Below are 22,863 nucleotides of genomic sequence, written 5' to 3'. Positions count from 1 at the left end.
TCTTGTTCCGCTTCTTCGAAAAACTCCTCCACCCCTACCCTGCCGCCGAGCCTCCGATGCCGCCGCAGGGCTTCTTCGCCTTTCTCTGGGCCTGCACGCACGGCGTGCGCGGCAAGATCGCGGTGATGGCGGTGCTCACCGCCGCCATGTCGATCTTCGAGGCAGCGCTGTTCGCGATCCTCGGGCGCATCGTCGACTGGCTCGCGGGCCAGGAACCCTCGCGCCTGTGGCAGGACCGAGGCGGCACGCTCATGTGGCTGGCGGCCTTCCTCGTCATCAGCATCGTGGTGGTGGCGCTGCAGACCATCGTGAAGCACCAGACGCTCGCGGTGAACCTGCCGATGCGCCTGCGCTGGAACTTCCACCGGCTGATGCTGGGCCAGAGCATGGCCTTCTACCAGGACGAGTTCGCCGGCCGCATCACGGCCAAGGTGATGCAGACCGCGCTGGCGGTGCGCGATACGGTGTTCGTGCTGGCCGACGTGCTGGTGGCCATGGGCGTGTACGTGGCCACCATGATCATTCTTGTGGGCGTGCTCGACGCACAGCTGGTCTGGCCCTTCCTGATCTGGCTGGCGCTTTACATCGGCTCGCTGGTGTACTTCGTGCCGCGCCTGGGCAAGGTCGGCAAGGAGCAGGCCGACGCCCGCGCGCTGATGACCGGCCGCGTGACCGACGCCTACACCAACATCGCGACCGTCAAGCTGTTCTCGCACACGCAGCGCGAGGCCGGCTTCGCGCGCGACGCGATGCGCGAGTTCATGAAGACGGGCTACGGCCAGATGCGCCTGGTGAGCGCCTTCGAGATCGTCAACCACACGCTGAGCATGGGCCTCACGGCCGGCATGGCGGGCGTGGCACTGTGGCTGTGGTCGCACGGCGCGGTCGGCATCGGCGCCGTGGCGGCGGCCACCGCGATGGCGCTGCGGCTGCAGGGCATGTCGCACTGGATCATGTGGGAGATGACCAGCCTGTTCGAGAACATCGGCACGGTGCAGGACGGCATGAAGACGCTGTCGCGCCCGCGCACCGTGCTCGACGCGGCCGATGCCCGGGCGCTCGAAGTGCCGCGCGGCGAAGTGCGCTTCGAGCATGCGAGCTTCCGCTACGGCGACGCGGGCCGCCGCGTGATCGACGACCTCACGCTGACCGTGAAGCCCGGCGAGAAAATCGGCCTCGTCGGCCGCTCGGGCGCGGGCAAGTCGACGCTGGTGAACCTGCTGCTGCGCTTCCACGACCTGGAAAGCGGCCGCATCCTCATCGACGGACAGGACATCGCGCATGTCACTCAGGACTCGCTGCGCGGTCATATCGGCATGGTGACGCAGGACACCTCGCTGATGCACCGCTCGGTCGCCGACAACGTCGCCTACGGCCGGCCCGACGCGACGAAGGAGCAGATCGAGGCGGCAGCCAAACGCGCCGAGGCGCACGACTTCATCCAGACGCTGGGCGACGCGACCGGGCGGCGCGGCTACGAGGCGCACGTGGGCGAGCGCGGCGTGAAGCTCTCGGGCGGCCAGCGCCAGCGCGTGGCCATCGCGCGCGTGATGCTGAAGGACGCGCCGATCCTGCTGCTCGACGAAGCCACCAGCGCGCTCGACTCCGAGGTGGAGGCCGCCATCCAGCAGAGCCTCTACACGCTGATGGAAGGCAAGACCGTGATCGCCATCGCCCACCGGCTCTCGACCATCGCCGCGATGGACCGGCTCATCGTGCTCGACGAAGGCCGCGTGGTGGAAGAAGGCGACCACCGCACGCTGATGGCCCAGGGCGGGCTGTACGCGCGGCTGTGGGCGCACCAGAGCGGCGGCTTCCTGGGCGACAGCCTGGAAGAGGACGAGGCGCTGCGCGCCTGAGCGGCATCAGGTCGGTAGTGCGCCGGCCTCGTACTGTGCGACGAACTCCCCGCTCGGCGGGATCGGCTTGATGATGTCGATCAGCACCCCGTTCGGGTCGCGCGTGATGAAGTGGCGCTGGCCGAAGGCCTCGTCGCGCAACGGCAGCAGGATCGGCAGGCCGGCGGCCTTCAGCCGGTCGTGCACCGCATCGGGATCGTCCACCTCGAAGTTCAGCAGCGTGCCGCCTGCCACGTGACCGCGCGCCGCGGCCGGGACGGTCTCGTGCCGGCCGTCGAGCACGGCCAGGTTCACCGAGGGCTCGTCAGCCAGCTGCAGGTGCACGTACCAGTCGCTCGTGAAGAGCGGCGTGAAGCCGAAGTGCGTCTTGTAGAAGTCCGCCGTTCCGGCGACATCGTTGGTCATGAGAACGGGGTAGTAGCTCGTCACTTTCACGGTGGGTCCTTTCATTTAACATACAGGCTGCATGTAAATTGAATATAACTTACAGACAGACTGCATGTAAATGAGCAAGACCACATCGGCGACGGTCATAACCAACCGCGAGCGCACCGAAACGACCCGCCTCGCGCTGCTGGACGCGGCGCGCGCCCTCTTCGTCGGCAAGGGCTACGGCGACACCTCCACGCCCGAGATCGCGGTGGCCGCGGGCATCACGCGCGGCGCGCTGTACCACCATTTCGCCGACAAGCGCGACCTGTTCCGCCAGGTGCTGCAGCGCGAAAGCCAGGCCGTCGCGGCCGACATCGAGGCCGCCGCGCCCGAGCAGCTCTCGCCGCGCGAGGCGCTGCTGGAAGGCAGCAAGGCCTACCTGAACGCGATGACGGCGCCGGGCCGCACGCGGCTGCTGCTGATCGACGGGCCCGCCGTGCTCGGCATGGAAGAAATCATGGCGCTGGACGACACCACCTCGGCCGCTTCGCTGCGCGAGGGCCTCGTGCGTGCCGGCGTGGGCAAGGACGAGGTTTCGCTGGACGCCCTCACCCCGCTGCTCTCGGCCGCCTTCGACCGCGCCGCGCTGGCCATCGACGCGGGCGCCGATGTGGAAGAGACCCGCACGGCGATGCTGTGGCTGCTGGAGCGCGCGCTGGGCCCCGCTCGTAAACGCTGACAGCCCCCTCCGGCCCGGCGCTTCACACCCGCCTACAGCACGCGCCGCCCCCTGCCGACAGTCGGGCCGCGATGCCCGCGCGATGCTGGATTCATCTTCAACACAGAGGAGTCCTCGCGTGAATTCCATCATCTACATCGTCGGTCTGGTCGTGGTGGTCGTTGCCGTGCTTTCGTTCTTCGGCCTTCGCTGATCCCACCCACCGCTCATCCCGTGAAACGGGGCCGCTCGCGGCCCCGTTCTTCGTCGTGGCCGGCCGAAAGCGCCGGGCATAATTTGCGCGGGCTCGCCCTGCGCCGGGCCTCGATGACTGATACAGATACAGACTGGCTGCGAAGGGACCCTGTTGACCAACACCGCGCTGCGCGAACCCGCCTTTACGGACGCGGTGATCACCGAGGCGATCCGATGGACCGAGCAGAACGGTCCGCTCGACGACGCACAGGCCCTGCGCACCGCGGCCTCCCGCGCAGCGGATTCCCACCGCCAGGTCACCGAGCGCGCGCTGCTGCTCGGCGAGCGCATCGGCCTGCAGCCTGAACTCGCGCGTGCCCGGCAATGGGCGCCCTGGGTGCTGCTCGGGCTCGCGGCGCTCATCGTCGTGGCCGGCCTTGGGCTCGCGGGCAACGTGGTCGGCGGCGGGGAGCGCCACATCAACGTGATCGTCGCGCTCGCGAGCCTGCTGGGGCTGCATGCGCTGACCCTGCTGCTGTGGCTCGTCGGGCTGTGGCTGCCGATCGGCTCCTTCAACGCCGCCTCGCTGGGCTGGATCTGGCTGTCGCTCACTGCGCGCGTGGCCGGCGGCAAGCGCGGGCAAGCGCCGGTGCTGGTGCGCGCGGCCACGGGGCTGCTGTCTCGCGCGAAGCTTCTACCTTGGGCCTTCGGGCTCGTGAGCCACGGCATCTGGTCGCTGTCGTTCGCGGTCGTGCTGGCCGCGATGCTGTTCGCGCTCGCGTTTCGCAGCTACACGCTGAGCTGGGAAACGACGATCCTCGAGCCGGAATTTTTCGTGCGTGCCGTGCAGGCACTGGGGTGGCTGCCGGCGAAGCTGGGCTTTCCGGTGCCCGATGCCGCCACGGTGATGGCCGCCCCTGGTGCCGCTAGCGCCGGCGGGCAACGCACCTGGGCGCTGTGGCTCACCGGCTGCATCGCGGTCTACGGACTGCTGCCGCGCATCGCGCTGGTGCTGCTGAGCGCAGGCGTCCTGCGCAGCTGCCGCAAGGCGCTGCAGCCCGACTGGCACGAACCCTACTACCGCAAGCTGCTGGCCCGCTTCGCCGCGATGGCGCCTGCCGCCATCGTCGATGCCGACCCGGGCCGCCTGCGCGGCGCCACGCCTTCGAGCCTGCCTGCATCGGAACTGCAAGACGCCATCTTCGTGCTCGGCTTCGAGCTGCCTCCCGACATGCCCTGGCCACCGGCCACGCTGCCCGCGGCCATTGCAGCGCAGTCTCAGCGCATCGACGGCAGCGCCGCCGCACGCCGCGCCCTGCTCGACCAGTTGGCCCGGGTCCATCCACGCACGATGCTGATGGTCTGCCACGCCGCCTCCAGCCCCGACCGCGGCACCGAGCGCTTCCTGCGCGAGGTGCTGGCGCATTGCGGCGAATGCCGCCTGTGGCTGGCCGACTCGCCCGGTGCCAACGCCACGCAGCGCTGGCTCGACTGGCTGCGCGACACCGGCCTGGAACGCGTCGCCGCCAGCGAACGCCTCGAAGCCGCCCTGCCCGAAAGCGCCATCGCCCCATGACGCAGCAAGCCATCCGCATCGCTGTGGTCGGCCACACCAACGCCGGCAAGACCTCGTTGCTGCGCACGCTCACGCGGCGCGTCGATTTCGGCGAGGTGTCGCAACGCCCCGGCACCACGCGCCATGTCGAATCGGTAGATCTCGAGGTGAACGGCGAGGCCGCCGTGCGCTTCTTCGACACGCCGGGGCTGGAAGACGCCGTTGCGCTGCGTGAACACCTTGCCGCCGGCTTCGACGCGCAGGCGACGCCACCGGAGCGCATCCGCCAGTTCCTGCGCGGGCCCGAGGCGCACGGCGTGTTCGAGCAGGAGGCAAAGGTTCTGCGCACCATGCTCGACATCGACGCCGCCTTCCTGGTCATCGACGTGCGCGAGCCGGTGTTGCCCAAGTTCCGCGACGAGATCGAACTGCTCAACTCCTGCGCGCGCCCGGTGCTGCCGGTGCTCAACTTCGTGCGCGACGCAGCCAGCCGCGAGCCGGCGTGGAAGGAGCTGCTCTCGGCCTATGGCCTGCACGTGCAGGTGCGCTTCGATGCGGCGGCCCCCTTCGTCGGCGCCGAGCAGGACCTGTACGGCGACCTCGCCACGCTGCTGCGCGATCGGCGCGAGCTGCTGCGCGGCGTGGTCGATTCGCTGGCCGCCGAGGCCGCGCGCCGGCGCGGATCGGCGTGCTCGCGCATCGCAAGCCTGCTGGTCGATGCCGCGGCGGTGCGCCGCACGGTGTCGTCCACCGAGTTCGCCGACGATGCGCGCCGCAAGGCCCTGGTCGCCGCGCTGCAGAAGGACGTGTTCGACAAGGCCCAGCACTGCACCGACGACCTGCTCGCGCTCTACGGTTTTCGCCAGGGCGATGCCGACGAGGCGCCGCTGCCGATCATCGAAGGCCGCTGGACGCTCGACTTCTTCAGCCCCGAGGCCATGAAAGACGCCGGCCTGCGCCTTGGCAAGGGCGCCGTCATCGGCGCGGCGGTGGGCGTTGTGGTCGACCTGGCCGTGGCCGGCATCTCGCTGGGCGCGGGCGCGGCACTCGGCGGCGCCATCGGCGGCGCTGTGTCGCAGGGCCTGGGGCCGCTCGGGCGCAAGCTGGCCAACAAGCTGCGCGACGTGCACGAGCTCACCGTGGAAGACGGCGTGCTGTTCACGCTGGCCGCGTGGCAGCTGAAGCTCACGCAGGCGCTGGAACTGCGCGGCCATGCGGCCACGCAGCGCATCGCCACCGAATCGCCAGAGGACGGCGATGCGCCCACGCGCGCCGCGGCGGCCGCGGTGCGTGGCGCGCAGCCGGCGCGCAACCATCCCGAATGGGAATCCGGTGGCATCGCGTCCCGCAGCTTCTGGCGCCCGTCACCCCAGCGCGAGGCCTTGGTGGCGGAGCTGTCGATTGCGCTGCAACGCGCCTTCGTCGAAACGCCCTAGCGCCCTAGTTCACCAGCGCCTGCAGCCGCGCATAGTCGCCCGGCCGCGCGCCCAGCTGCTCTGGCGTCGAGCGCCTGACGACCCGCTCCTGGAACAGCTGCCGGTTGGCCGGCGACACGGTCATGCCCTTGTCGCGCAGGAACTTCTCGTCTTCCAGCTCCCCGGCGATCACGCCGACGTTGGTCCACTTGGCTGTTTCCACCAGCACCTTCTCGACCATCGCCTGCTGCTGCGGAGCCAGCTTGCCCCACGCGGCCTTGCCGATGACGATGCCCAGCGTGTCGTAGACATGCGCGGTCAGCAGCACGTACTTCTGCACTTCGTAGAGCTTCTTCGACTTGACGATGTCCAGCGGGTTTTCCTGCGCCTCCACCTCGCTCTTCTTGAGCGAGCCGTACAGGCTCATGAAGGGCAGCGTCACGGGCTTGGCGTCGACCGCGGTGGCGAAGAGCTGGTAGGCCGCGGCGGCGGGCACGTACAGGCGCAGGTCGCGGAAGTCCTCCGGCCTGGCCAGCGGCTTCGCCGATGTGACCTGGCGCGCGCCGTAGTAGACGGACGCGACCATGCGGTTGCCGCTCTTCTCGTTGTAGCCCTTCATCAGCTCGGCCAGCAGCGGGCTCGCCAGGTACTTGCGCATGTGGTCGAGGTCCTTGAAGGCGAAGGGGTAGCTCCCCAGGCTCAGCGGCGGATAGCCCTCGGCCAGCGTGGCCTGCCCGACGTAGGCGATCTGCATCGAGTCGTTGGCCAGCATCAGCGGATAGTCGCCCTCCTGTCCCAATTTGGAAGAAGGCACCACCTCGATCCTGATCTTGCCTTCGGACTGCTCGGCGATCTTGCGCGCCGCCAGCTCGGCCTGCTGGTGGAAGATGCTCGTGGGCTCGTAGACGTGGCCCCACTTGAACTGCAGCCCCTGCGCATGGGCAGCCACCGCGCCCGCGAACGCCAGGCAGAGAAAAACACCGGCGCGGCGCCACGGCAACAAGCTTTTCATCGACTCTCCCTCGGGTTGAGAACAGCCCGTACCCCATGCAAGATCGAAGCCACGCGGCGACGGGTGCCGGGCGAATGCGTCCGGCGCTGGAATCGTAAGTATTTGAAACCTTCTTCGTAATCGGGTTTGCCCGACTCCGGCCAGCGCGCCTACGATGCCTTTGCACATGACAGATACGACCAGCCTGCGCGCCATCCGCGCCGACATCACGACCCTGCGGGTGGACGCCATCGTCAACGCCGCCAACTCCTCGCTGCTGGGCGGCGGCGGCGTGGATGGAGCGATCCACCGCGCGGCCGGGCCCGAGCTGGTGCACGAATGCCGGCTGCTGGGCGGCTGCAAGACGGGCGATGCAAAGCTCACCAAGGGCTACCGGCTGCATGCGCGCTTCATCATCCATACGGTCGGTCCGGTGTGGCGCGGCGGCGACTCGGGCGAGCCGGAGCTGCTGGCCTCGTGCTACCGGCGTTCGATGGCGCTCGCGGCGGCGCACGGCGTTCGCAGCATCGCCTTTCCCGGCATCAGCACCGGCATCTACGGCTACCCCGTGGAGCCGGCGGCAAGGCTGGCGGTGAGCACGGTGCGGGAGGCCTTGGCGGATGCCGCATCGCCGGTGGAAGAAGTGGTCTTCTGCTGCTTCTCCGCCGGAGACCTTGCCATCTATGAAGCCGTGCTGGACTGATGCCGCATAGGCCCCTGAAGAAAAACCACCCCCCACACCCATGACCGAATCCAAGTTCGAGCCCGACGACAACGACGGCAACGCCAACGCCGGCATGCGCAAGGGCCTCACCAGCTACGGCGACCGCGGCTTCTCGCTCTTCCTGCGCAAGGCCTTCATCAAGGGCGCGGGCTATACCGATGCCGCGCTCGACCGTCCGGTCATCGGCATCGCCAGCACCGGCAGCGCCTACAACCCCTGCCACGGCAACGCGCCTCAGCTCATCGAGGCGGTGAAGCGCGGCGTGATGCTCGCGGGCGGGCTGCCGATGGAGTTCCCGACCATCTCGGTGCACGAGAGCTTCGCCGCGCCGACCAGCATGTACCTGCGCAACCTGATGGCCATGGACACCGAGGAGATGGTGCGCGCGCAGCCCATGGACGCTGTGGTGCTCATCGGCGGCTGCGACAAGACCGTGCCGGCGCAGCTCATGGGCGCGGCGTCGGCCGGGCTGCCGGCCATCCAGCTCATCACCGGCTCGATGCTCACCGGCAGCCATCGCGGCGAGCGCGTGGGCGCCTGCACCGACTGCCGCCGCTACTGGGCCCGCTACCGCGCGGGCGAGATCGACGCGGAGGAAACGGCCGACGTCAACAACCAGCTGGTGGCGAGCGTGGGCACCTGCTCGGTCATGGGCACGGCCAGCACCATGGCCTGCATCGCCGAGGCGCTGGGCATGACAGTGCCGGGCGGGGCCTCGCCGCCGGCCGTGACGGCCGACCGCATCCGCATCGCCGAGCAGACCGGCGCGCAGGCGGTGCGGATCGCCCGCGAGCGCCTCACCATCGACAAGGTGCTGACGCCGGCCGCCTTCGAGAACGCGATGCGCGTGCTGCTGGCCATCGGCGGCTCGACCAACGGCATCGTGCACCTCGCGGCCATCGCCGGGCGCATGGGCCTGGAGATCGACCTGCACGCGCTCGACCGCATGGGCCGCGAGACGCCGGTGCTGCTCGACCTGAAGCCCTCGGGCCAGCACTACATGGAAGACTTCCACGCCGCGGGCGGCATGGCCACGCTGCTGCGCGAGCTCAGACCGCTGCTGCACCTCGATGCGCTCACGGTCACGGGCCGCACGCTGGGCGAGGAGATCGAGGCCGCCGGCCCCGGCTTCGCGCAGGACGTGGTTCGCCCGGTGGCGCAGCCGATCTACCCGCAGGGCGGCATCGCCGTGCTGTGGGGCAACCTGGCGCCGGGCGGCGCGATCATCAAGCAGTCGGCCGCCGACCCGGTGCTGATGGAGCACGAAGGCCGCGCCGTGGTCTTCGAGAACGCCGAGGACCTGGCGCGCCGCATCGACAGCAACGAACTCGACGTGACGCCTCACGACGTGCTGGTGCTCAAGAACATCGGCCCCAAGGGCGCCCCGGGCATGCCGGAGGCGGGCTACCTGCCGATTCCGCGCAAGCTCGCACGCGCCGGCGTGAAGGACATGGTGCGCATCTCCGACGGCCGCATGAGCGGCACCGCCTTCGGCACCATCGTGCTGCATGTGACACCCGAGTCGGCCATCGGCGGGCCGCTGGCCTACGTGCGCAGCGGCGACCGCATCCGCCTCAGCGTGGCGAATCGGGAGATCTCGCTGCTGGTGACCGACGAAGAGCTGGCAAGGCGCGCAAAGGAATCGCCGGTGGTGGAGCCCACCGCCGGGCGCGGCTACAGAAAGCTCTTCCTGCAGACCGTGACGCAGGCCGACAAGGGCGTGGACTTCGACTTCCTGCGCGCGCCGGACACCACCGGCAAGGTGCCGCGCTAGCCGGCGCGCGCCCGCACAATGGGCGCATGACCGACCGCTTCTACGACGAACTCGCCCCGCTCTATCACCTGATCTATCCGGACTGGAACGACAGCATCCGCTTGCAGGGCGAAAAGCTCTCGCAGCTCTTCGAGGCCGAATGGCCGTGCGGCGAGGCAAGCCGCAAGGTGCTCGACGTGTCTTGCGGCATCGGCACGCAGGCGCTCGGCCTCGCGGCGCTCGGCCATGCGGTGACGGCTTCGGACCTGTCGGCCAACGAGGTCGAACGCGCGCGGAACGAGGCCCGTCAGCGCGGCATAGACATCGACGTCTCGGTGTGCGACATGCGCGAGGCGCACACGCATCACGGCGGCGGCTTCGACATCGTGATCTCCTGCGACAACTCGATGCCGCACCTGCAGACCGACGCCGACCTGCTGACCGCCCTGCGCCAGATGACGGCCTGCCTGCGCCCCGGCGGCGGCTGCGTGGTCAGCGTGCGCGACTACGCGAAGGAAGAGCGCGGCAGCAACCTCGTTAAGCACTACGGCGCGCGAGTGGACAGCGGCAAGCGGCACGTGCTGTTCCAGGTCTGGGACTTCGATGACGGCGGCAAGGGCGAGCGCTACGACCTCGGCTTCTTCTTCGTCACCGAGGACCTCGCCACGCAGGCGGTGAGCACGCGGGTGATGCGCTCGCGCTACTACGCCATTTCGACGACGCGGCTGTGCGAGCTCATGCAGGAGGCAGGGCTGAAGGACGTGCGGCGCGTCGACGGTGCCTTCTTCCAGCCCGTGCTGGTGGGCACGCGGCCCTGATCCGGAGCCGAGCCGGAGCTGATCCGGCGCTGGTTTTCGGGCTGTTTCAGATGGAGTTTCAAGGGCCCCCGCTGGTCACTGTCCCGTCACGGGGCATACCTAGCATCCGGCGGCTTTCGTTTCTTCTTCAACAACACCTGAAAACCACATATGAAAAAGAGCGTTCCCGCGCCTGCGCCCCGTCCCGTTCTCGCAACCATCGCAGCAATCACGGTCGTCGGCGGCAGCCTGCTGATGACCGCATGCGGCGGCGGCAGCGGCGGCGGTATCTCCCTGCCGGTGCTCCCGCCGGCGCCCGCTCCCGCCCCGGCCCCCACGCCGGCTCCGCCCGCCCCCGCGCCGCTGGGCACGCTCGATGGCTCCGTGCCCCTGGTCATCGGCCACCGCGGCCTGCCGGGCCTGTATCCGGAAGAAACGAAGACCGCCTACGAAGCCGCCGCCGACGCCGGCGCCGACTCGCTCGAAACCGACCTGCACCTCACCAAGGACTGCGTACTGGTCGCGCGCCACAACCCCTGGCTGAGCGACAACACCAACATCGCCGAGGTCGCCAAGACCAACGCCACCGTCGCAGGCCGCAAGCGCACCGTGCCCGGCGTACTCGTGGACGTGAAGTACCCGCCCATCGCGGCCAACGGCCCGGCCCAGTACCTGAGCGACCTGACGGACCCCAACGATCCGAAGTCGGTGCTCAAGTCGCTGATCGTCGACGGCGAGGACCACACCAACGACTGGTCCATCACCGACTTCACGATGGACGAGCTGCGCCAGTGGATCCGCGGCACCACCTACGACGCCAGGGACCAGCGCCCCACCGACCTCAACGGCAAGCTGCCGATCATCAGCTTCCAGGAGCTGATCGACATCGCCAAGGCCAAGAGCGCCGCCACCGGGCGCACGCTCACCGTGTACCCGGAAACCAAGAACCCGATCTGGAACAACGCCCAGGCCATCGCCAACGGCTGCGGCCCGGCGGGCAGCCATCCGCTGGAAGACGCGCTCCTGAAGGTCATGAATTTCAACGACCTCAACCGCAAGGACGCGCCGATCTTCGTGCAGAGCTTCGAGCCCGAGAGCCTGAAGTACCTGCGCTCGGCCGGCATGAAGGCCCGCGCTGTGCAGCTGGTGGACGGCAACGACGTCAACTACCAGACCGGCGAGATGATCTACGTCACCAACGACGTCTACACCTTCGTCGACGGCCGCCCCTACAGCTGGACGCTGGCAGGCAACCCGAAGTGGTTCGGCGAAATGCTCACGCCCGCCGGCCTTGCCGAGATCAAGACCTACGCCGACGGCATCGGCCCGTGGAAGCCGCAGGTCATGGCCCACACCATCGTGCCCTTCGTCGCGGGCAAGGGCCTTGCCGACGTGAACACGATCAAGCCCACCAGCCTGATCGCCGACGCGCACAAGGCCGGCCTCTTCGTGCACAGCTACACCTTCCGCAACGAAGCCAAGTACCTGGCCGGCGTCTACAAGGGCGACCCGACGGCCGAGTACCTCGCCTTCTTCCGAGCGGGCATCGACGGCGTGTTCTCGGATTTCGCGAACACCGCGTTCGCCGCGCGCAAGACCTACCTGAAGGAAACGGGCCGCTGAGCGAGGCCGAAAGCGAAAGCAGGCGGCGAACACGATGTACCCCGGAGAGCGCCTCAACGGATACAGCCATCTGTTCGGCCTGCTGCTCGCTCTGCCCGCGATGGCGCTGCTTCTCGTCAAGACAGTGCCCACCGGCGACGCCGCGCGCATCGCCGGCGCGCTGGTGTTCTCCCTCTCGGCGGTGGCGCTGTACGCCGCCTCAACCCTCTTTCACAGCACGCGCGGGCGCCTCAAGCGCATGTGGGAGCGCGCCGACCACTGCGCAATCTTCCTGCTGATCGCCGGCACCTACACGCCCTTCGCGCTGGTCACCATGCAGGGCCCCTGGGGCCTGCTGCTGCTGGCGACGATCTGGGGCGCGGCGATCTCCGGCATCCGGCGCGAGCTGGTTCCGGCGAAGAACGGCGCGCCGAAGAAGCCGTCGCTGCCGATCTACATCGGCCTGGGCTGGCTGGTGGTTCTGGCCGCGGTGCCGCTGGCCGCGCGACTCGATACAGCGGGACTGGCGTGGCTGCTGGTCGGTGGCGCCTTCTATACGACGGGCACCGTGTTCTATCGCAACCGGTCGGGCTTCAAACATGCCCACGGGGCATGGCATCTGTTCGTGCTGGCGGGAACGACGAGCCACTACGTGGCTGTGGGCTGGTTCGTCCTGTAGTCCCCACGGCGGCGTCGCGGAGATAATCCCCGCCGATGATCGTCCGACCCCGCCCCCACTGGCTGCGCATGCTCTTCGTATGGCGCGGCTCGGTCCTGTCGGACATCGCACCCCAGTTGCTGTGGACCACCGCCTTCGCGGTGCTGGTGACGGTGCTGCACGGCAGGCTCTTCCAGTGGAAGGTGCCGCTGAACTTCGTGCCCTTCTCGCTCATCGGCCTGACGCTGGCCATCTTCCTGGGCTTTCGCAACAGCACGAGCTATTCGCGCTACTGGGAGGCTCGCACGCTGTGGGGCACGCTGCTCAACGAAACGCGCACGCTGGTGCGGCAGGCGTTGACGCTGGCGGACGCGCCCTCGGAGGCGACGACACCCGCGATGCGGCTCATCGCCTTCGTCCACGCGCTGCGTCATCAGCTGCGAGGCACCGATCCTTCCGCCGATCTCGCCCGGCTTCTGCCCGGGGAAGACGGCGCGCGCCTGCGTGCCGCGCGCTTCAAGCCCGCCGTGCTGCTGCTGATGGTGGGCGAATGGCTGCGCGACCAGCGCCAGCAAGGCCGGCTGGACCCTACCCTTGCTCAGGCCATGGAGCACCCGCTGGGCCGCCTGACCGAAGCGCTGGGCGGCTGCGAGCGCATCGCGAGCACGCCCATACCGTTCACCTACTCCGTCATCATCCACCGCACCATCTACCTGTACTGCGTGCTGCTGCCCTTCGGGCTCGTGGACGCGATCGGCCCGATGACGCCGGTGGTGGTCGCCTTCATCGCCTATACCTTCTTCGCGCTGGAGGCGCTGGGCGCGGAGATCGAGGAGCCCTTCGGCACGCAGCCCAACGACCTTGCGCTGGATGCGATGTCGCACACCATCGAGTCGACCGTGCGCGAGATGCTGGGGGAGCCGCAGGCTGTGCCGTCTCCGATGGCCGGGCGCGCGGGATACATACAGACCTGAGGAGCGAGCGACCGGGCGCTGGCGGTCTGCGATTCCTCGAACACGCAATTTCCCATGCTGACAAGGCCCAGGCAACCACTGCCCACCATGCTCGCGATCGTGGCGGGCGCCGTGGTCACGCTCCTCGCCGGCTGCGACCGCGCCGGCACCGCTTCGCAACCCGGCGCCGAAGAAATCGCCATCCGCACCGCGCCTGCCGAGCAGGTGTTCCAAGGCACGCTCGCGGGCCAGCCGGTTCATCTGGTGGTACACGACTGCGAAGTCCTTCGCGTGCAGCAGGGCGCGCAGGGCCGGATCGAATGGACGAGCGTGCTCGCCCCCGAGCCATATCCCTTCCCTACCGCCTGCGAGCGCCAGTCGCTGAGCTTCGATGCGGGCCAGGTCACGGCGAAGCTCGGGCGTCGCGCCTTCGGCGCGGGCGGCTGCTGCGCCAGCGGCGGCACCTATCGTTCGGCCGATGGCCTCAACTGGAAGAAGCTCTAGCGCCCGGGATCGCGTCGAGGGCCGGATAATCCGGCTCCTTTCATCACGAGGGGTACGCATGAGAGCCGTCGCATCCGCCATCGCCATGCTCCTGGCCGCCGGCACGGTGTTCGCCCAAGGGACACAGGGCCCGTACAAGGGCCCAATCTTCGATACCCACCTGCACTACAACCAGGAAGCCTGGGACGGCAACACCGGCCCCTTCCCGCCTTCCGAGGCGCTTGCGCGCATGCAGCGCAACGACGTCCGGGCGATCATCGCGAACTCGCGCCCCAACGCCGGCACGCAGACGCTGGCTGCCTCGCGCGAAACGCGCGCGGCGGGCGTGACGGTCGTGCCCTTCGTGCGGCTCTATCGCAACCGCGAGGACTACACCAACTGGTTCCGCGACGAGACCATCCACGAGATGGTGCAGACCGAACTCGCGCGCGGCACCGCCAGCGGCCCGTATCGAGGCCTCGGCGAATTCCATCTGTACGAGAGTGCGAACGCCAATGGACCGGTGGCGAAGAAGCTGATTGCGCTGGCGGAGCGCGAGAAGCTCGCGGTACTCGCGCATGTCGACGACGTGGCGGTCGACCTGCTGATGGCGAATGCACCCTCGAAGGGCCAGTCGCTTCGCCTCATCTGGGCCCACACGGGCATCGGCGGCACGCCGGTCGAGCGGGTGCAGGCGATGCTGGAGCGCTATCCGCTGCTGATGGGCGAGCTCTCGTACCGGCCGGGGCTGACCTGCGAGGGCGGCAGGCTCTGCCCCGAATGGCGCTCGCTGATCCTCAAGCATCCGGGCCGCTTCATGGTCGGCTCCGACACCTGGATCAACCAGCGCTGGAGCAGCTACGACGAAACGATGCGCGGCTACCGGGCCTGGCTGGGCGATCTGCCGGACGACGTGGCGCAGCGCATCGCCTGGGGCAACGCGGCCGGGCTGTTCGGCCTGCGCTGAACCCGCGAAGCCTCAGCCTGCCAGAGCCGCTGCAGCAATCCGCGTGGCCGATGCGACCACGTCGTTGCGGTTCCTGGCATCCTTCTGCGGGAAGGTCAGGTACACGGACAGCACGATGGGCGCACCGGTCGGCGGCCACAGCACGCCGACATCGTTGGTCGAGCCGTAGGAGCCCGCTCCGGTCTTGTCGCCCACCTTCCAGCCTGCGGGAACGCCCGCCAGGAAGCGCTCGGTGCTGGTGGTGTTGCCCAGCAGCCAGGTGCGCAGCTGGTCGCGCTGCCCGGCGCCGAGCGCATCGCCCAGCACGAGGCGCTGGATGCTGTCGCTCATGGCCGCCGGCGTCGTCGTGTCGCGGGGATCGCCGGGAATGCTGGTGTTGAGTTCGGGTTCGGTGCGGTCCAGCCTGAAGGCCTGGTCGCCGATGCCTCGCGCGAAGGCGGTGACGACGGACGGTCCGCCCAGCACCTTCAGCAGCAGGTTGGCGGCGGCGTTGTCGCTGTACTGGATGGTGGCGGCGCACATCCCGGCCACCGTCATGCCGGTGGCGACGTGCTTCTCGGTGATCGGCGAATGGTCGATCAGGTCGCCCTTGCCGTAGCTCACGTTCCTCGGCAGCAGGCTGGCGTCCTTCGCGCTGCGTTCGAGCACGGCGGCCGCCAGCATCAGCTTGAAGGTGCTGCACAGCGGAAAGCGCTCGTGCGCCCGATGCTGTATGCGCGCGCCGCTGCCGGTGTTGAAGCCGACCACGCCCAGGCGGCCACCCGCGGCGCTTTCGAGCGCGGCAAGCCGGGCCTCGGCGGAAGACTGCGATTCGGTGCCAGGCCACGCGGTGCACGCGCCGGCGAGCGGCAGCACCGAGGCACCGAGCAACAGGGTTCGGCGCTGGATGAGAGGGTTCATTTCGTTTTCTCTTTCTTTCTGCGAGTGGATGGAACGAAGCGAATGCTAGGAGTGCCCCTTGTGGCGATCCACCCTCCCGACGGTGTTTCTCGTCCCGGGTGTATCGGGTGTAACAACCCTGTTTTGCTAAACCGTTCGGTTGAGCATCGATCGGAATCGATCTATATTCAACCTCATGGTTGAACTAGAACTTGCAGACGACCGGCTCGACGCCGTCTTCCACGCCCTCGCCGACAGCACGCGGCGCACCATGCTGCAGCTGCTGTCGCACGGCGAGTGCAGCGTGGGGGAACTGGGCGCGCCCTTTCGCATGTCCTTCGCAGGAGCATCCAAGCACGTGAAAACGCTGGAGCGCGCGGGCCTCGTCTCGCGCACCGTGCAGGGCCGCGCACACGTCTGCCGGCTGGAGCCGTCCGCGCTGGCCATGGCCGATGCGTGGCTGAGCTACTACGAAGGCTTCTGGAGCAACCGTCTCGACGCGCTGGAGCAGGAACTACGGCGCGATGCGGCATCCCGCAGGAAGTGAGCCTCTTTCTTCCTTCCTTCATTCATCCATCCACCCAAGGAGAGACTGCAAATGACGATCAAGCACAGCCTGGGCACCCAGGTCGAGCCCGGCACCCTGCGCATGGAGCGCACCCTGCCCGCCCCCATCGAGCGCGTATGGGCCTATCTGGTCGATTCCGACAAACGCGCCGCCTGGCTGGCAGGCGGCGTGTTGCCGAAGCAGTCCGGCGAACTCTTCGAGCTGCGCTTCGAACACACGAAGCTCACCGGTGAAGTGGCGCCCGACCGCTTCGCCGAGTGCCGCGAGCCGATCCACCAGAAATCGCGGCTGCTGCGCATCGAGCCGCAGAAGCTGCTGACCATCAGCTGGGACGAAGGAAGCGCCGCGCCGTCGGAAGTCAGCTTCGAACTCACGCCGCAGGGCGACAGCACGCGGCTCGTGCTCACACACAGGCGCCTGGCCAGCCGCAAGGGGATGCTCAGCGTGGCGGGCGGCTGGCACGCGCATGTCGATGTGCTCATCGACGTGCTCGCGGGAAACAAGCCCCAGGGCTTCTGGACGAATCTCGCCGAGGTCGCGAAGGAATACGAGACGCAGATTCGCTGAGCCGCGACGTTCCTCCTTTTCATTTTTCTTTCTCGCGGGGCCTTCGGGCCCCGTTTCTTTTTCTGACTTCGAAGTTCGGAGAGCTTGTCAAACCGCTGTCACTCGGCAAACGCAATATTCGAGGCATTCAGAGCATTTGTGTGTTTTGTTGCAAATGCATTCTCTTGCACAAACACATGTGGAAACAAGCAAGCCCAGGGCTCGAGCCACGGGCCGGCATCTCAATACTTCGAGGGAAAACATGACCAGAGGAATGAACGCGCGTCGTGCGCGGGCGTGGGGAAGCGCTTGCGCACTGCTGCTTCTCGCGGCTTGCGGTGGCGGTGGAGGCGGCGGCACGGGCATCCCGCTCGTGGGCACGCCACCGGCCAGCGGCGGCGGCAGCAACACACCACCGCCGTCGGTCAACCAGGGCAAGAGCGGACCCAAGGCACTGGTCGTCGAGATCGACGGCCTCACTCATTCGGCGCTTCGCGATGCGATGGCGCAGAACAAGGTGCCGGCCCTGCAATCGCTGCGGGTCGCGCCGGCCTGGACCGGCGGCGCCAACGGCACGCCGAGCGAACAGCGCACCACCGACGGTCCCGGCTGGGCCACGCTCCTCACCGGCACCTGGGCCCAGCGCCACAACGTGCGCTGGGACACAACCGACCAGCGCATCGACATCAAGCTCGCGCCCTCCGTCTTCGCTCTCGCCAGGCAGAACAACAAGGCAGCCGGCTACAGGACGGCCTCCGTCACTGCCGGCTCGCTCTATCCGCTGCTGCTCGCGAACGAAGCGGGCACGGTGGACAGTGCCGTCGACTGTGCGGGCACCGACGCCTGCGTCACCGACCGCACCGCGCAATTCATCGACGCCGGCTACGACCTGCTGGTGGCGCAATACGGCGCGCCGGCCGCGGCCGCAGGCAACGGCCTGAAGAGCGACGCCTACCAGCGCTCCATCGCCGACACCGCCACCGGCGTAGGCAAGCTGCTTGCCCGCATCGCGCAGCGCACCACCAACGACCCGAAGGAAGACTGGCTGGTGATCCTCACCACCGGCCACGGCCTCGATGCCTTCGGCAGCGCCACCGGCCTGCAGGACAACAGCAGCAAGACCATCTTCATCGCGAGCAACAAGACGCTGGCGGCCCAGCCTGGCGTCGGCGCCGCCGCTGCGGCCGACGATACGCTGCTGGCGCTTGCGTCCGCCGCCGACATCGCCCCGACCGTGCTGCGTCACCTGGGCGCGCTGCCGGCGGCGACGGACTACCGCTTCGCCGGCCAGGCCCTGCAGGCCTCGACGTCGTTGCGCAGCCTGGCTGCCAGGACGGGCGCGGACAAGCGCAGCATCGAACTGTCGTGGACCCTGGCCGGCAACACGACCTCCGCGGTGCAGGTGCTGCGCGACGGCAAGGTGGTGGCCACGCTGCCGGCCGGCTCCACCGCCTACAACGATCCCATCGTCGCGGCGAGCGACGGGGTCTACGCCTTCCAGTACACGGTCGTCGCGGGCGAAGCCAGCGTGGCGCTTGCCGCGCAGATCTCGTATGTCGCGCCCGAAGCACCTGTGACGCTCGCTCCCACGCTGGCGAACGGACTGCTCAACTACTACCCGCTCGACGCGCTGCCCGGCGTGGACGCGAAGAACGCTTCCACGCTCGCGCCGTGGGCGTCCGACGCCAACGGCGGCTCGCTGGTCGACGACGGCTTCGCTGCGCCCTACAAGGCCAAGGCGCTGCGCATCGACAGTACGGTGAAGAACGCCAGCGGCATGGCCGGCTACCGCCTCGTGCAGAACAACGACGTCACCACCAACGCCGCGATCACGGCCTTCACCATCGGGTTCTGGATGCGCACCGATGCCACCTGCAGCCAGGGGGTGAGCAATGGCGGCACGGTGATCGGCAACAAGAACTACACCACCGGCGGCAACGCGGGCCTGGCCATCGGCCTGTTCGGCAGCTGCGAGATCCGCTTCAACGTGGGCACGGGCAGCGCGCGCGCCGACAGCAACGGCTACAGCTTGAGCGCGGGCCAGTGGGCCTACGTGGCGGTGGTCATCGACAAGGCGGCACTCACCATGCGCGGCTACGTGATGGACCCGGTCAGGGGCACGCAGACCAACAGCACCGCCATCACCACCGCGCTGGTCGACAAGCTCGGCGGCCTGGGCAACGGCCTGGGCCTCAACGAGGACGGCACCGGCCTGTACTACCAGCGCGAAAGCAGCTCGCCGCGCGGCGCCATGGACTTCAACGACTTCGCGATCTGGAACCGCGCGCTCACGAGCGCCGAGCTCAACAGCATCTTCAAGTCGGGGCAGCCCCTGTCGACGCTGCCCTGACCCCGATCACCTTCAGCCCCAAGACAACGACGCCTTCAGAGGACTCCAACCATGCAACTTCACCCACGTCTCCTCGTGCGCCTCGCACCCGCGCTCATCCTGGCCTGCGTCCTGTCCGCCTGCGGCGGCAGCGGCGGAGGGGGTGGCGGCTTCGTCGGCACGCCGACGACGCCCACCACGCCGACGACACCCACGCAACCCGATACCGGCGCCGCTCCCGTGAAGAGCTGCGCCCCCTGAGCTCCACATCAAGCCCTACGCCATACCCCAACAAGAGAAGAACAGATCCATGACGAATTCGCGTCGCAAGTTCCTCACCGGCACCGCCACCACCGGCGCCGCCGCCCTCGCGCTCTCGGCCTTTCCGCCCAGCATCCGCCGCGCGCTCGCCATTCCGGCCAACAACGCCACGGGCACCATCAAGGACGTCGAGCACATCGTCGTGCTGATGCAGGAGAACCGCTCCTTCGACCAGTACTTCGGCACCCTGATGGGCGTGCGCGGCTTCGGCGACCGTTTCACCATTCCGCTGCCCAAGGGCATGAATGTGTGGCAGCAAAGCGATGCCAACGGCAAGGTCATCCTGCCTTACCACCTCGACAGCCGCAAAGGCAACGCACAGCGCGTGAGCGGCACGCCGCACTCGTGGAGCGACGGCCAGAACGCCTGGGACGGCGGCCGCGCCTACCAGTGGCCGCGCTACAAGAACAACGCGTCGATGGGCTACTTCAAGGAAGCCGAAGTCACCTTCCAGTTCGCGCTGGCCAATGCCTTCACGCTGTGCGATGGCTATCACTGCAGCATGCACACCGGCACCAACTCGAACCGCATGTTCCACTGGACCGGCACCAACGGCCCGTCGGGCGAAACCGCCGCCGGCCCCGCGGGCGTAGCCTCGGTCGTCAACGAATGGGACGACATCGGTGCCTCGACCAGCGGCTACGAGTGGAAGACCTATCCCGAGCGGCTGCAGGAGGCCAAGGTCAGCTGGTTCATCTACCAGAACATGCCCGACAACTTCACCGACAACCCGCTGGCCGGTTTCAAACAGTACCGCAAGGCCAACGAGGCCTCGGGCAAACCGTGAGCAACGACACGACGTCGCCCGCCTACGATCCGGCCAGCGACGATGCGGGCAACCCGCTCTACAAGGGCATCGCCAACACCATGCCCGACGGCGGCTTCCTCGAACAGTTCCGCCAGGACATCAAGAACGGCAAGCTGCCGCAGGTGTCGTGGATCATCGCGCCGGCCACCTACTCCGAGCACCCCGGACCGTCGAGCCCCGTGCAGGGCGGCTGGTACATCCAGCAGGCGCTGGACGCGCTCACCGCCGTGCCCGAGGTGTGGAGCAAGACCGTGCTGCTCATCAACTTCGACGAGAACGACGGCTACTTCGACCACTATCCCTCACCCGCGGCACCCTCGCTCAACCCTGACGGCACGATGGCCGGCAAGACCACGCTGCCGGAGTCGGACCTTGCCGTGGAGCGCTTCACGCACCCGAAGCCGCCGGGCACCAGCAGCCAGCCCGCACCCGACGGACGCGTGTACGGCCCCGGCGTGCGCGTGCCGATGTACGTCATCTCACCCTGGAGCCGCGGCGGCTGGGTCAACTCGCAGGCCTTCGACCACACCTCGGTGCTGCGCTTCATCGAGGCGCGCTTCGGTGTGAAGGAAACGAACATCTCGCCGTTCCGCCGCGCGGTGTGCGGCGACCTCACGAGCGCGTTCAACTTCGCAACGCCCAACAGCGAAGCACTGCCCACGCTGGCGGGGCGCACCACCAAGGACGCTGCCGACAAACTGCGTGCCGACCAGCAGGCGCTGGCACAGGTGGCGCTGCCGCTCGACCCGCAACTGCCCCGCCAGGCCACCGGCTCGCGCCCCTCGCGCGCCCTGCCCTACGAACTGCACGTGAGCGGACGCAGCGACGCCGTCAAGGGCCAGATGCGGCTGATCTTCAAGAACAGCGGCAAGGCCGCCGCCGTGTTCCATGTCTATGACAAGCTCAACCTCGACCGCCTGCCGCGCCGCTACATGGTCGAGCCCGGCAAGCAGCTCGACGACACCTGGAACCCGGGCGCCGACAACAGCGGGTTCTACGACCTCTGGGTGCTTGGCCCCAACGGATTCCATCGCCACTTCAAGGGCGACTTGAACCGGCTGCGCGCAGGCGGCGCGCCCGACCCCGAGGTGCGCGTGTGCTACGACATCACCAACGGCAACGTCTCGGTGGAAATGCTCAACGGCGCGAACGGCACGGCCAGGTTCACGGTGCGCGCCAAGGCCTACCGCGATGACGGCCCGTGGACCGCAACGGTCGCGGGCGGTGCCAAGGCCGAGCAGGCCTGGGTGCTGGCGAGCAGCGGCCAGTGGTACGACTTCGCGGTCACCTGCGACTCCGACCCGGCCTTCTACCGTCGCTTCGCCGGCCGCGTCGAAACGGGCAGGCACTCGGTGAGCGACCCGGCCATGGGCCTGGCCGATCTCTGACCACGGCATCGATGCGTGATCACGCGATCGTGTGATCGCGAAGTCGCCTGATCACGCCCGCGCCGGACATTCGGCGCGGGCACAATGGCGCGGCTTTCGCGCCTGTTCCGGGGCGGCCGTCTCGCAACGCCGCCTTTTTCATTTCTTCCCATAAGCCGCGTTTCCATGCTCCAAGAAGAACGATTCCTGCGTATCCGCAGCCTGCTGGCCACCTTCTCGCGGCTGAGCGTGGAGCGCATCGTGCAGGACCTTGCCGTGTCGCGCGAAACGGTTCGGCGCGATCTGGTCGAGCTCGAGGGGCTGGGCGAGCTGCGGCGCGTGCACGGTGGCGCGGTCGCGGTCAAGGCGGAGCCCGAGCCGCCGCTCGCCGTACGGCTGGTGGCGCGGCAGCGCGAGAAGCGCGCCATCGCCAAGGCCGCCGTGGCCCTGCTGCAACCCGGCCAGACCATCTTCATGGACGCGGGCAGCACCATGTCGATCTGCGCGGAGGAAATCGCCACGCTCAGCGGCATGACGGTCATCACCAATTCGCTGAGCATCGCGCTCAAGCTCGCTGGCGCGGGCGAAGGCCGGCTCACCGGCAACCAGACCATCCTGCTGGGCGGCCAGATCGACGTGAAGGGGCAGGCCACCTTCGGCGACACCACGCTGGAGGCCATTCACCGCTACCGCGCCGACATCGCGCTGCTGTCGCCCGTGGGCCTGCACGCGAAGCACGGCGCCATGAGCTTCGAGCACCACGAGGCCACCGTGGCGCGAGCCATGGCCGAGCAGTCGCAGCAGCTCGTGCTGCTGGCCGATCACGCCAAGATCGGCCAGGCCAGCCGCGTGACCTATGCGCGGACGGCGGACATCGACGTGGTCGTCACCGACGCCAAGGCACGCGAACTGCCGGGACTGCCCGGGCTGCGCAAGGCCTGCGAGCGCGTGATCCTGGCCTGACGCCGGCTCGGCGGTGCAGCCGCCTCTTGCCGCTCCCAAG

Annotated in this window: 20 protein-coding genes and 1 pseudogene; 18 read left to right on the top strand and 3 right to left on the bottom strand. The window is 68.4% G+C overall.

Annotated features, from left to right (window positions below; all coding sequences use genetic code 11):
- Positions 1-2: 2 nt before the first annotated feature.
- On the top strand, positions 3-1,859 hold the full coding sequence (locus ACAM57_RS12210; protein ID WP_369661822.1) for an ABC transporter ATP-binding protein: 1,857 nt from the start codon (positions 3-5) through the stop codon (positions 1,857-1,859).
- Positions 1,860-1,865: 6 nt separating this feature from the next.
- On the opposite strand, the gene ACAM57_RS12205 is transcribed toward ACAM57_RS12210, so the two are convergent.
- A complete protein-coding gene (locus ACAM57_RS12205; protein WP_369661821.1) occupies positions 1,866-2,294 on the bottom strand; it encodes a VOC family protein in 429 nt (142 codons plus the stop codon).
- 70 nt (positions 2,295-2,364) lie between these two features.
- On the opposite strand from ACAM57_RS12205, the gene ACAM57_RS12200 reads away from it, so the two are divergent.
- The 3 genes from ACAM57_RS12200 (at position 2,365) to ACAM57_RS12190 (ending at position 6,135) form a co-directional block, all read left to right on the top strand.
- Positions 2,365-2,970, top strand: coding sequence for a TetR/AcrR family transcriptional regulator (locus ACAM57_RS12200; RefSeq protein ID WP_126022003.1), 606 nt, complete (start codon positions 2,365-2,367; stop codon positions 2,968-2,970).
- A 346-nt stretch (positions 2,971-3,316) separates the two neighbouring features.
- Complete coding sequence (locus tag ACAM57_RS12195; RefSeq protein WP_369661820.1) at positions 3,317-4,720, top strand: DUF2868 domain-containing protein; 1,404 nt, start codon at positions 3,317-3,319, stop codon at positions 4,718-4,720.
- The gene (locus ACAM57_RS12190; protein ID WP_369661819.1) at positions 4,717-6,135 is read left to right on the top strand and encodes a GTPase/DUF3482 domain-containing protein; all 1,419 of its coding nucleotides are present in this window, start codon (positions 4,717-4,719) and stop codon (positions 6,133-6,135) included. The genes ACAM57_RS12195 and ACAM57_RS12190 overlap by 4 nt, the downstream gene beginning before the upstream one ends.
- Positions 6,136-6,139: 4 nt before the next feature.
- Here the strand turns inward: ACAM57_RS12190 and ACAM57_RS12185 are convergent, their stop codons facing one another.
- Positions 6,140-7,126, bottom strand: coding sequence for a sialic acid TRAP transporter substrate-binding protein SiaP (locus ACAM57_RS12185; protein ID WP_369661818.1), 987 nt, complete (start codon positions 7,124-7,126; stop codon positions 6,140-6,142).
- Between the two features lie 166 nt (positions 7,127-7,292).
- Between ACAM57_RS12185 and ACAM57_RS12180 the strand changes: the two genes are divergently transcribed.
- The 8 genes from ACAM57_RS12180 (at position 7,293) to ACAM57_RS12145 (ending at position 15,042) form a co-directional block, all read left to right on the top strand.
- On the top strand, positions 7,293-7,808 hold the full coding sequence (locus ACAM57_RS12180) for an O-acetyl-ADP-ribose deacetylase (RefSeq protein WP_369661817.1): 516 nt from the start codon (positions 7,293-7,295) through the stop codon (positions 7,806-7,808).
- A gap of 40 nt (positions 7,809-7,848) precedes the next feature.
- Positions 7,849-9,603, top strand: a complete 1,755-nt coding sequence (locus tag ACAM57_RS12175; RefSeq protein ID WP_369661816.1) for an IlvD/Edd family dehydratase — start codon at positions 7,849-7,851, stop codon at positions 9,601-9,603.
- Positions 9,604-9,629: 26 nt separating this feature from the next.
- Positions 9,630-10,400 (top strand): class I SAM-dependent methyltransferase, encoded by a 771-nt coding sequence (locus ACAM57_RS12170; RefSeq protein WP_369661815.1) that lies wholly within the window; start codon positions 9,630-9,632, stop codon positions 10,398-10,400.
- Positions 10,401-10,550: 150 nt separating this feature from the next.
- Complete coding sequence (locus ACAM57_RS12165; protein ID WP_369661814.1) at positions 10,551-12,002, top strand: glycerophosphodiester phosphodiesterase family protein; 1,452 nt, start codon at positions 10,551-10,553, stop codon at positions 12,000-12,002.
- A 34-nt stretch (positions 12,003-12,036) separates the two neighbouring features.
- Positions 12,037-12,660, top strand: a complete 624-nt coding sequence (locus ACAM57_RS12160) for a hemolysin III family protein (RefSeq protein WP_369661813.1) — start codon at positions 12,037-12,039, stop codon at positions 12,658-12,660.
- 35 nt (positions 12,661-12,695) lie between these two features.
- Positions 12,696-13,613 carry a bestrophin family protein gene (locus tag ACAM57_RS12155; RefSeq protein ID WP_369661812.1) on the top strand — a complete coding sequence of 306 codons (918 nt, stop codon included), beginning with the start codon at positions 12,696-12,698 and terminating at the stop codon, positions 13,611-13,613.
- Between the two features lie 87 nt (positions 13,614-13,700).
- Positions 13,701-14,096, top strand: coding sequence for a hypothetical protein (locus ACAM57_RS12150; RefSeq protein ID WP_369661811.1), 396 nt, complete (start codon positions 13,701-13,703; stop codon positions 14,094-14,096).
- A gap of 58 nt (positions 14,097-14,154) precedes the next feature.
- Positions 14,155-15,042: an amidohydrolase family protein gene (locus ACAM57_RS12145; protein ID WP_126021992.1), complete on the top strand. Its 888-nt coding sequence runs from the start codon at positions 14,155-14,157 to the stop codon at positions 15,040-15,042.
- Between the two features lie 12 nt (positions 15,043-15,054).
- Here ACAM57_RS12145 and bla read toward each other — a convergent pair whose 3' ends face one another.
- Positions 15,055-15,942 (bottom strand): class A beta-lactamase, encoded by an 888-nt coding sequence (gene bla, locus ACAM57_RS12140; RefSeq protein WP_369661810.1) that lies wholly within the window; start codon positions 15,940-15,942, stop codon positions 15,055-15,057.
- A 175-nt stretch (positions 15,943-16,117) separates the two neighbouring features.
- On the opposite strand from bla, the gene ACAM57_RS12135 reads away from it, so the two are divergent.
- From ACAM57_RS12135 to ACAM57_RS12110, 6 genes and pseudogenes are all read left to right on the top strand, one after another.
- A complete protein-coding gene (locus ACAM57_RS12135) occupies positions 16,118-16,468 on the top strand; it encodes a helix-turn-helix transcriptional regulator (protein WP_126021990.1) in 351 nt (116 codons plus the stop codon).
- Positions 16,469-16,519: 51 nt separating this feature from the next.
- Positions 16,520-17,056, top strand: a complete 537-nt coding sequence (locus tag ACAM57_RS12130) for an SRPBCC family protein (RefSeq protein WP_184637025.1) — start codon at positions 16,520-16,522, stop codon at positions 17,054-17,056.
- A gap of 241 nt (positions 17,057-17,297) precedes the next feature.
- Complete coding sequence (locus ACAM57_RS12125; RefSeq protein ID WP_369661809.1) at positions 17,298-19,385, top strand: LamG-like jellyroll fold domain-containing protein; 2,088 nt, start codon at positions 17,298-17,300, stop codon at positions 19,383-19,385.
- Positions 19,386-19,436: 51 nt separating this feature from the next.
- On the top strand, positions 19,437-19,625 hold the full coding sequence (locus ACAM57_RS12120) for a hypothetical protein (protein WP_369661808.1): 189 nt from the start codon (positions 19,437-19,439) through the stop codon (positions 19,623-19,625).
- A gap of 49 nt (positions 19,626-19,674) precedes the next feature.
- A pseudogene (locus ACAM57_RS12115) lies at positions 19,675-21,881 on the top strand (phosphocholine-specific phospholipase C).
- 165 nt (positions 21,882-22,046) lie between these two features.
- The gene (locus tag ACAM57_RS12110) at positions 22,047-22,823 is read left to right on the top strand and encodes a DeoR/GlpR family DNA-binding transcription regulator (RefSeq protein ID WP_184637019.1); all 777 of its coding nucleotides are present in this window, start codon (positions 22,047-22,049) and stop codon (positions 22,821-22,823) included.
- Positions 22,824-22,863: the final 40 nt, after the last annotated feature.

The sequence above is a fragment of the Variovorax sp. V15 genome, assembly GCF_041154425.1.
Lineage (GTDB): Bacteria > Pseudomonadota > Gammaproteobacteria > Burkholderiales > Burkholderiaceae_C > Variovorax > Variovorax guangxiensis.
The sequence above is the reverse complement of the archived record's forward strand: the minus strand, read 5'-3'. Positions and strand labels throughout refer to the sequence as shown.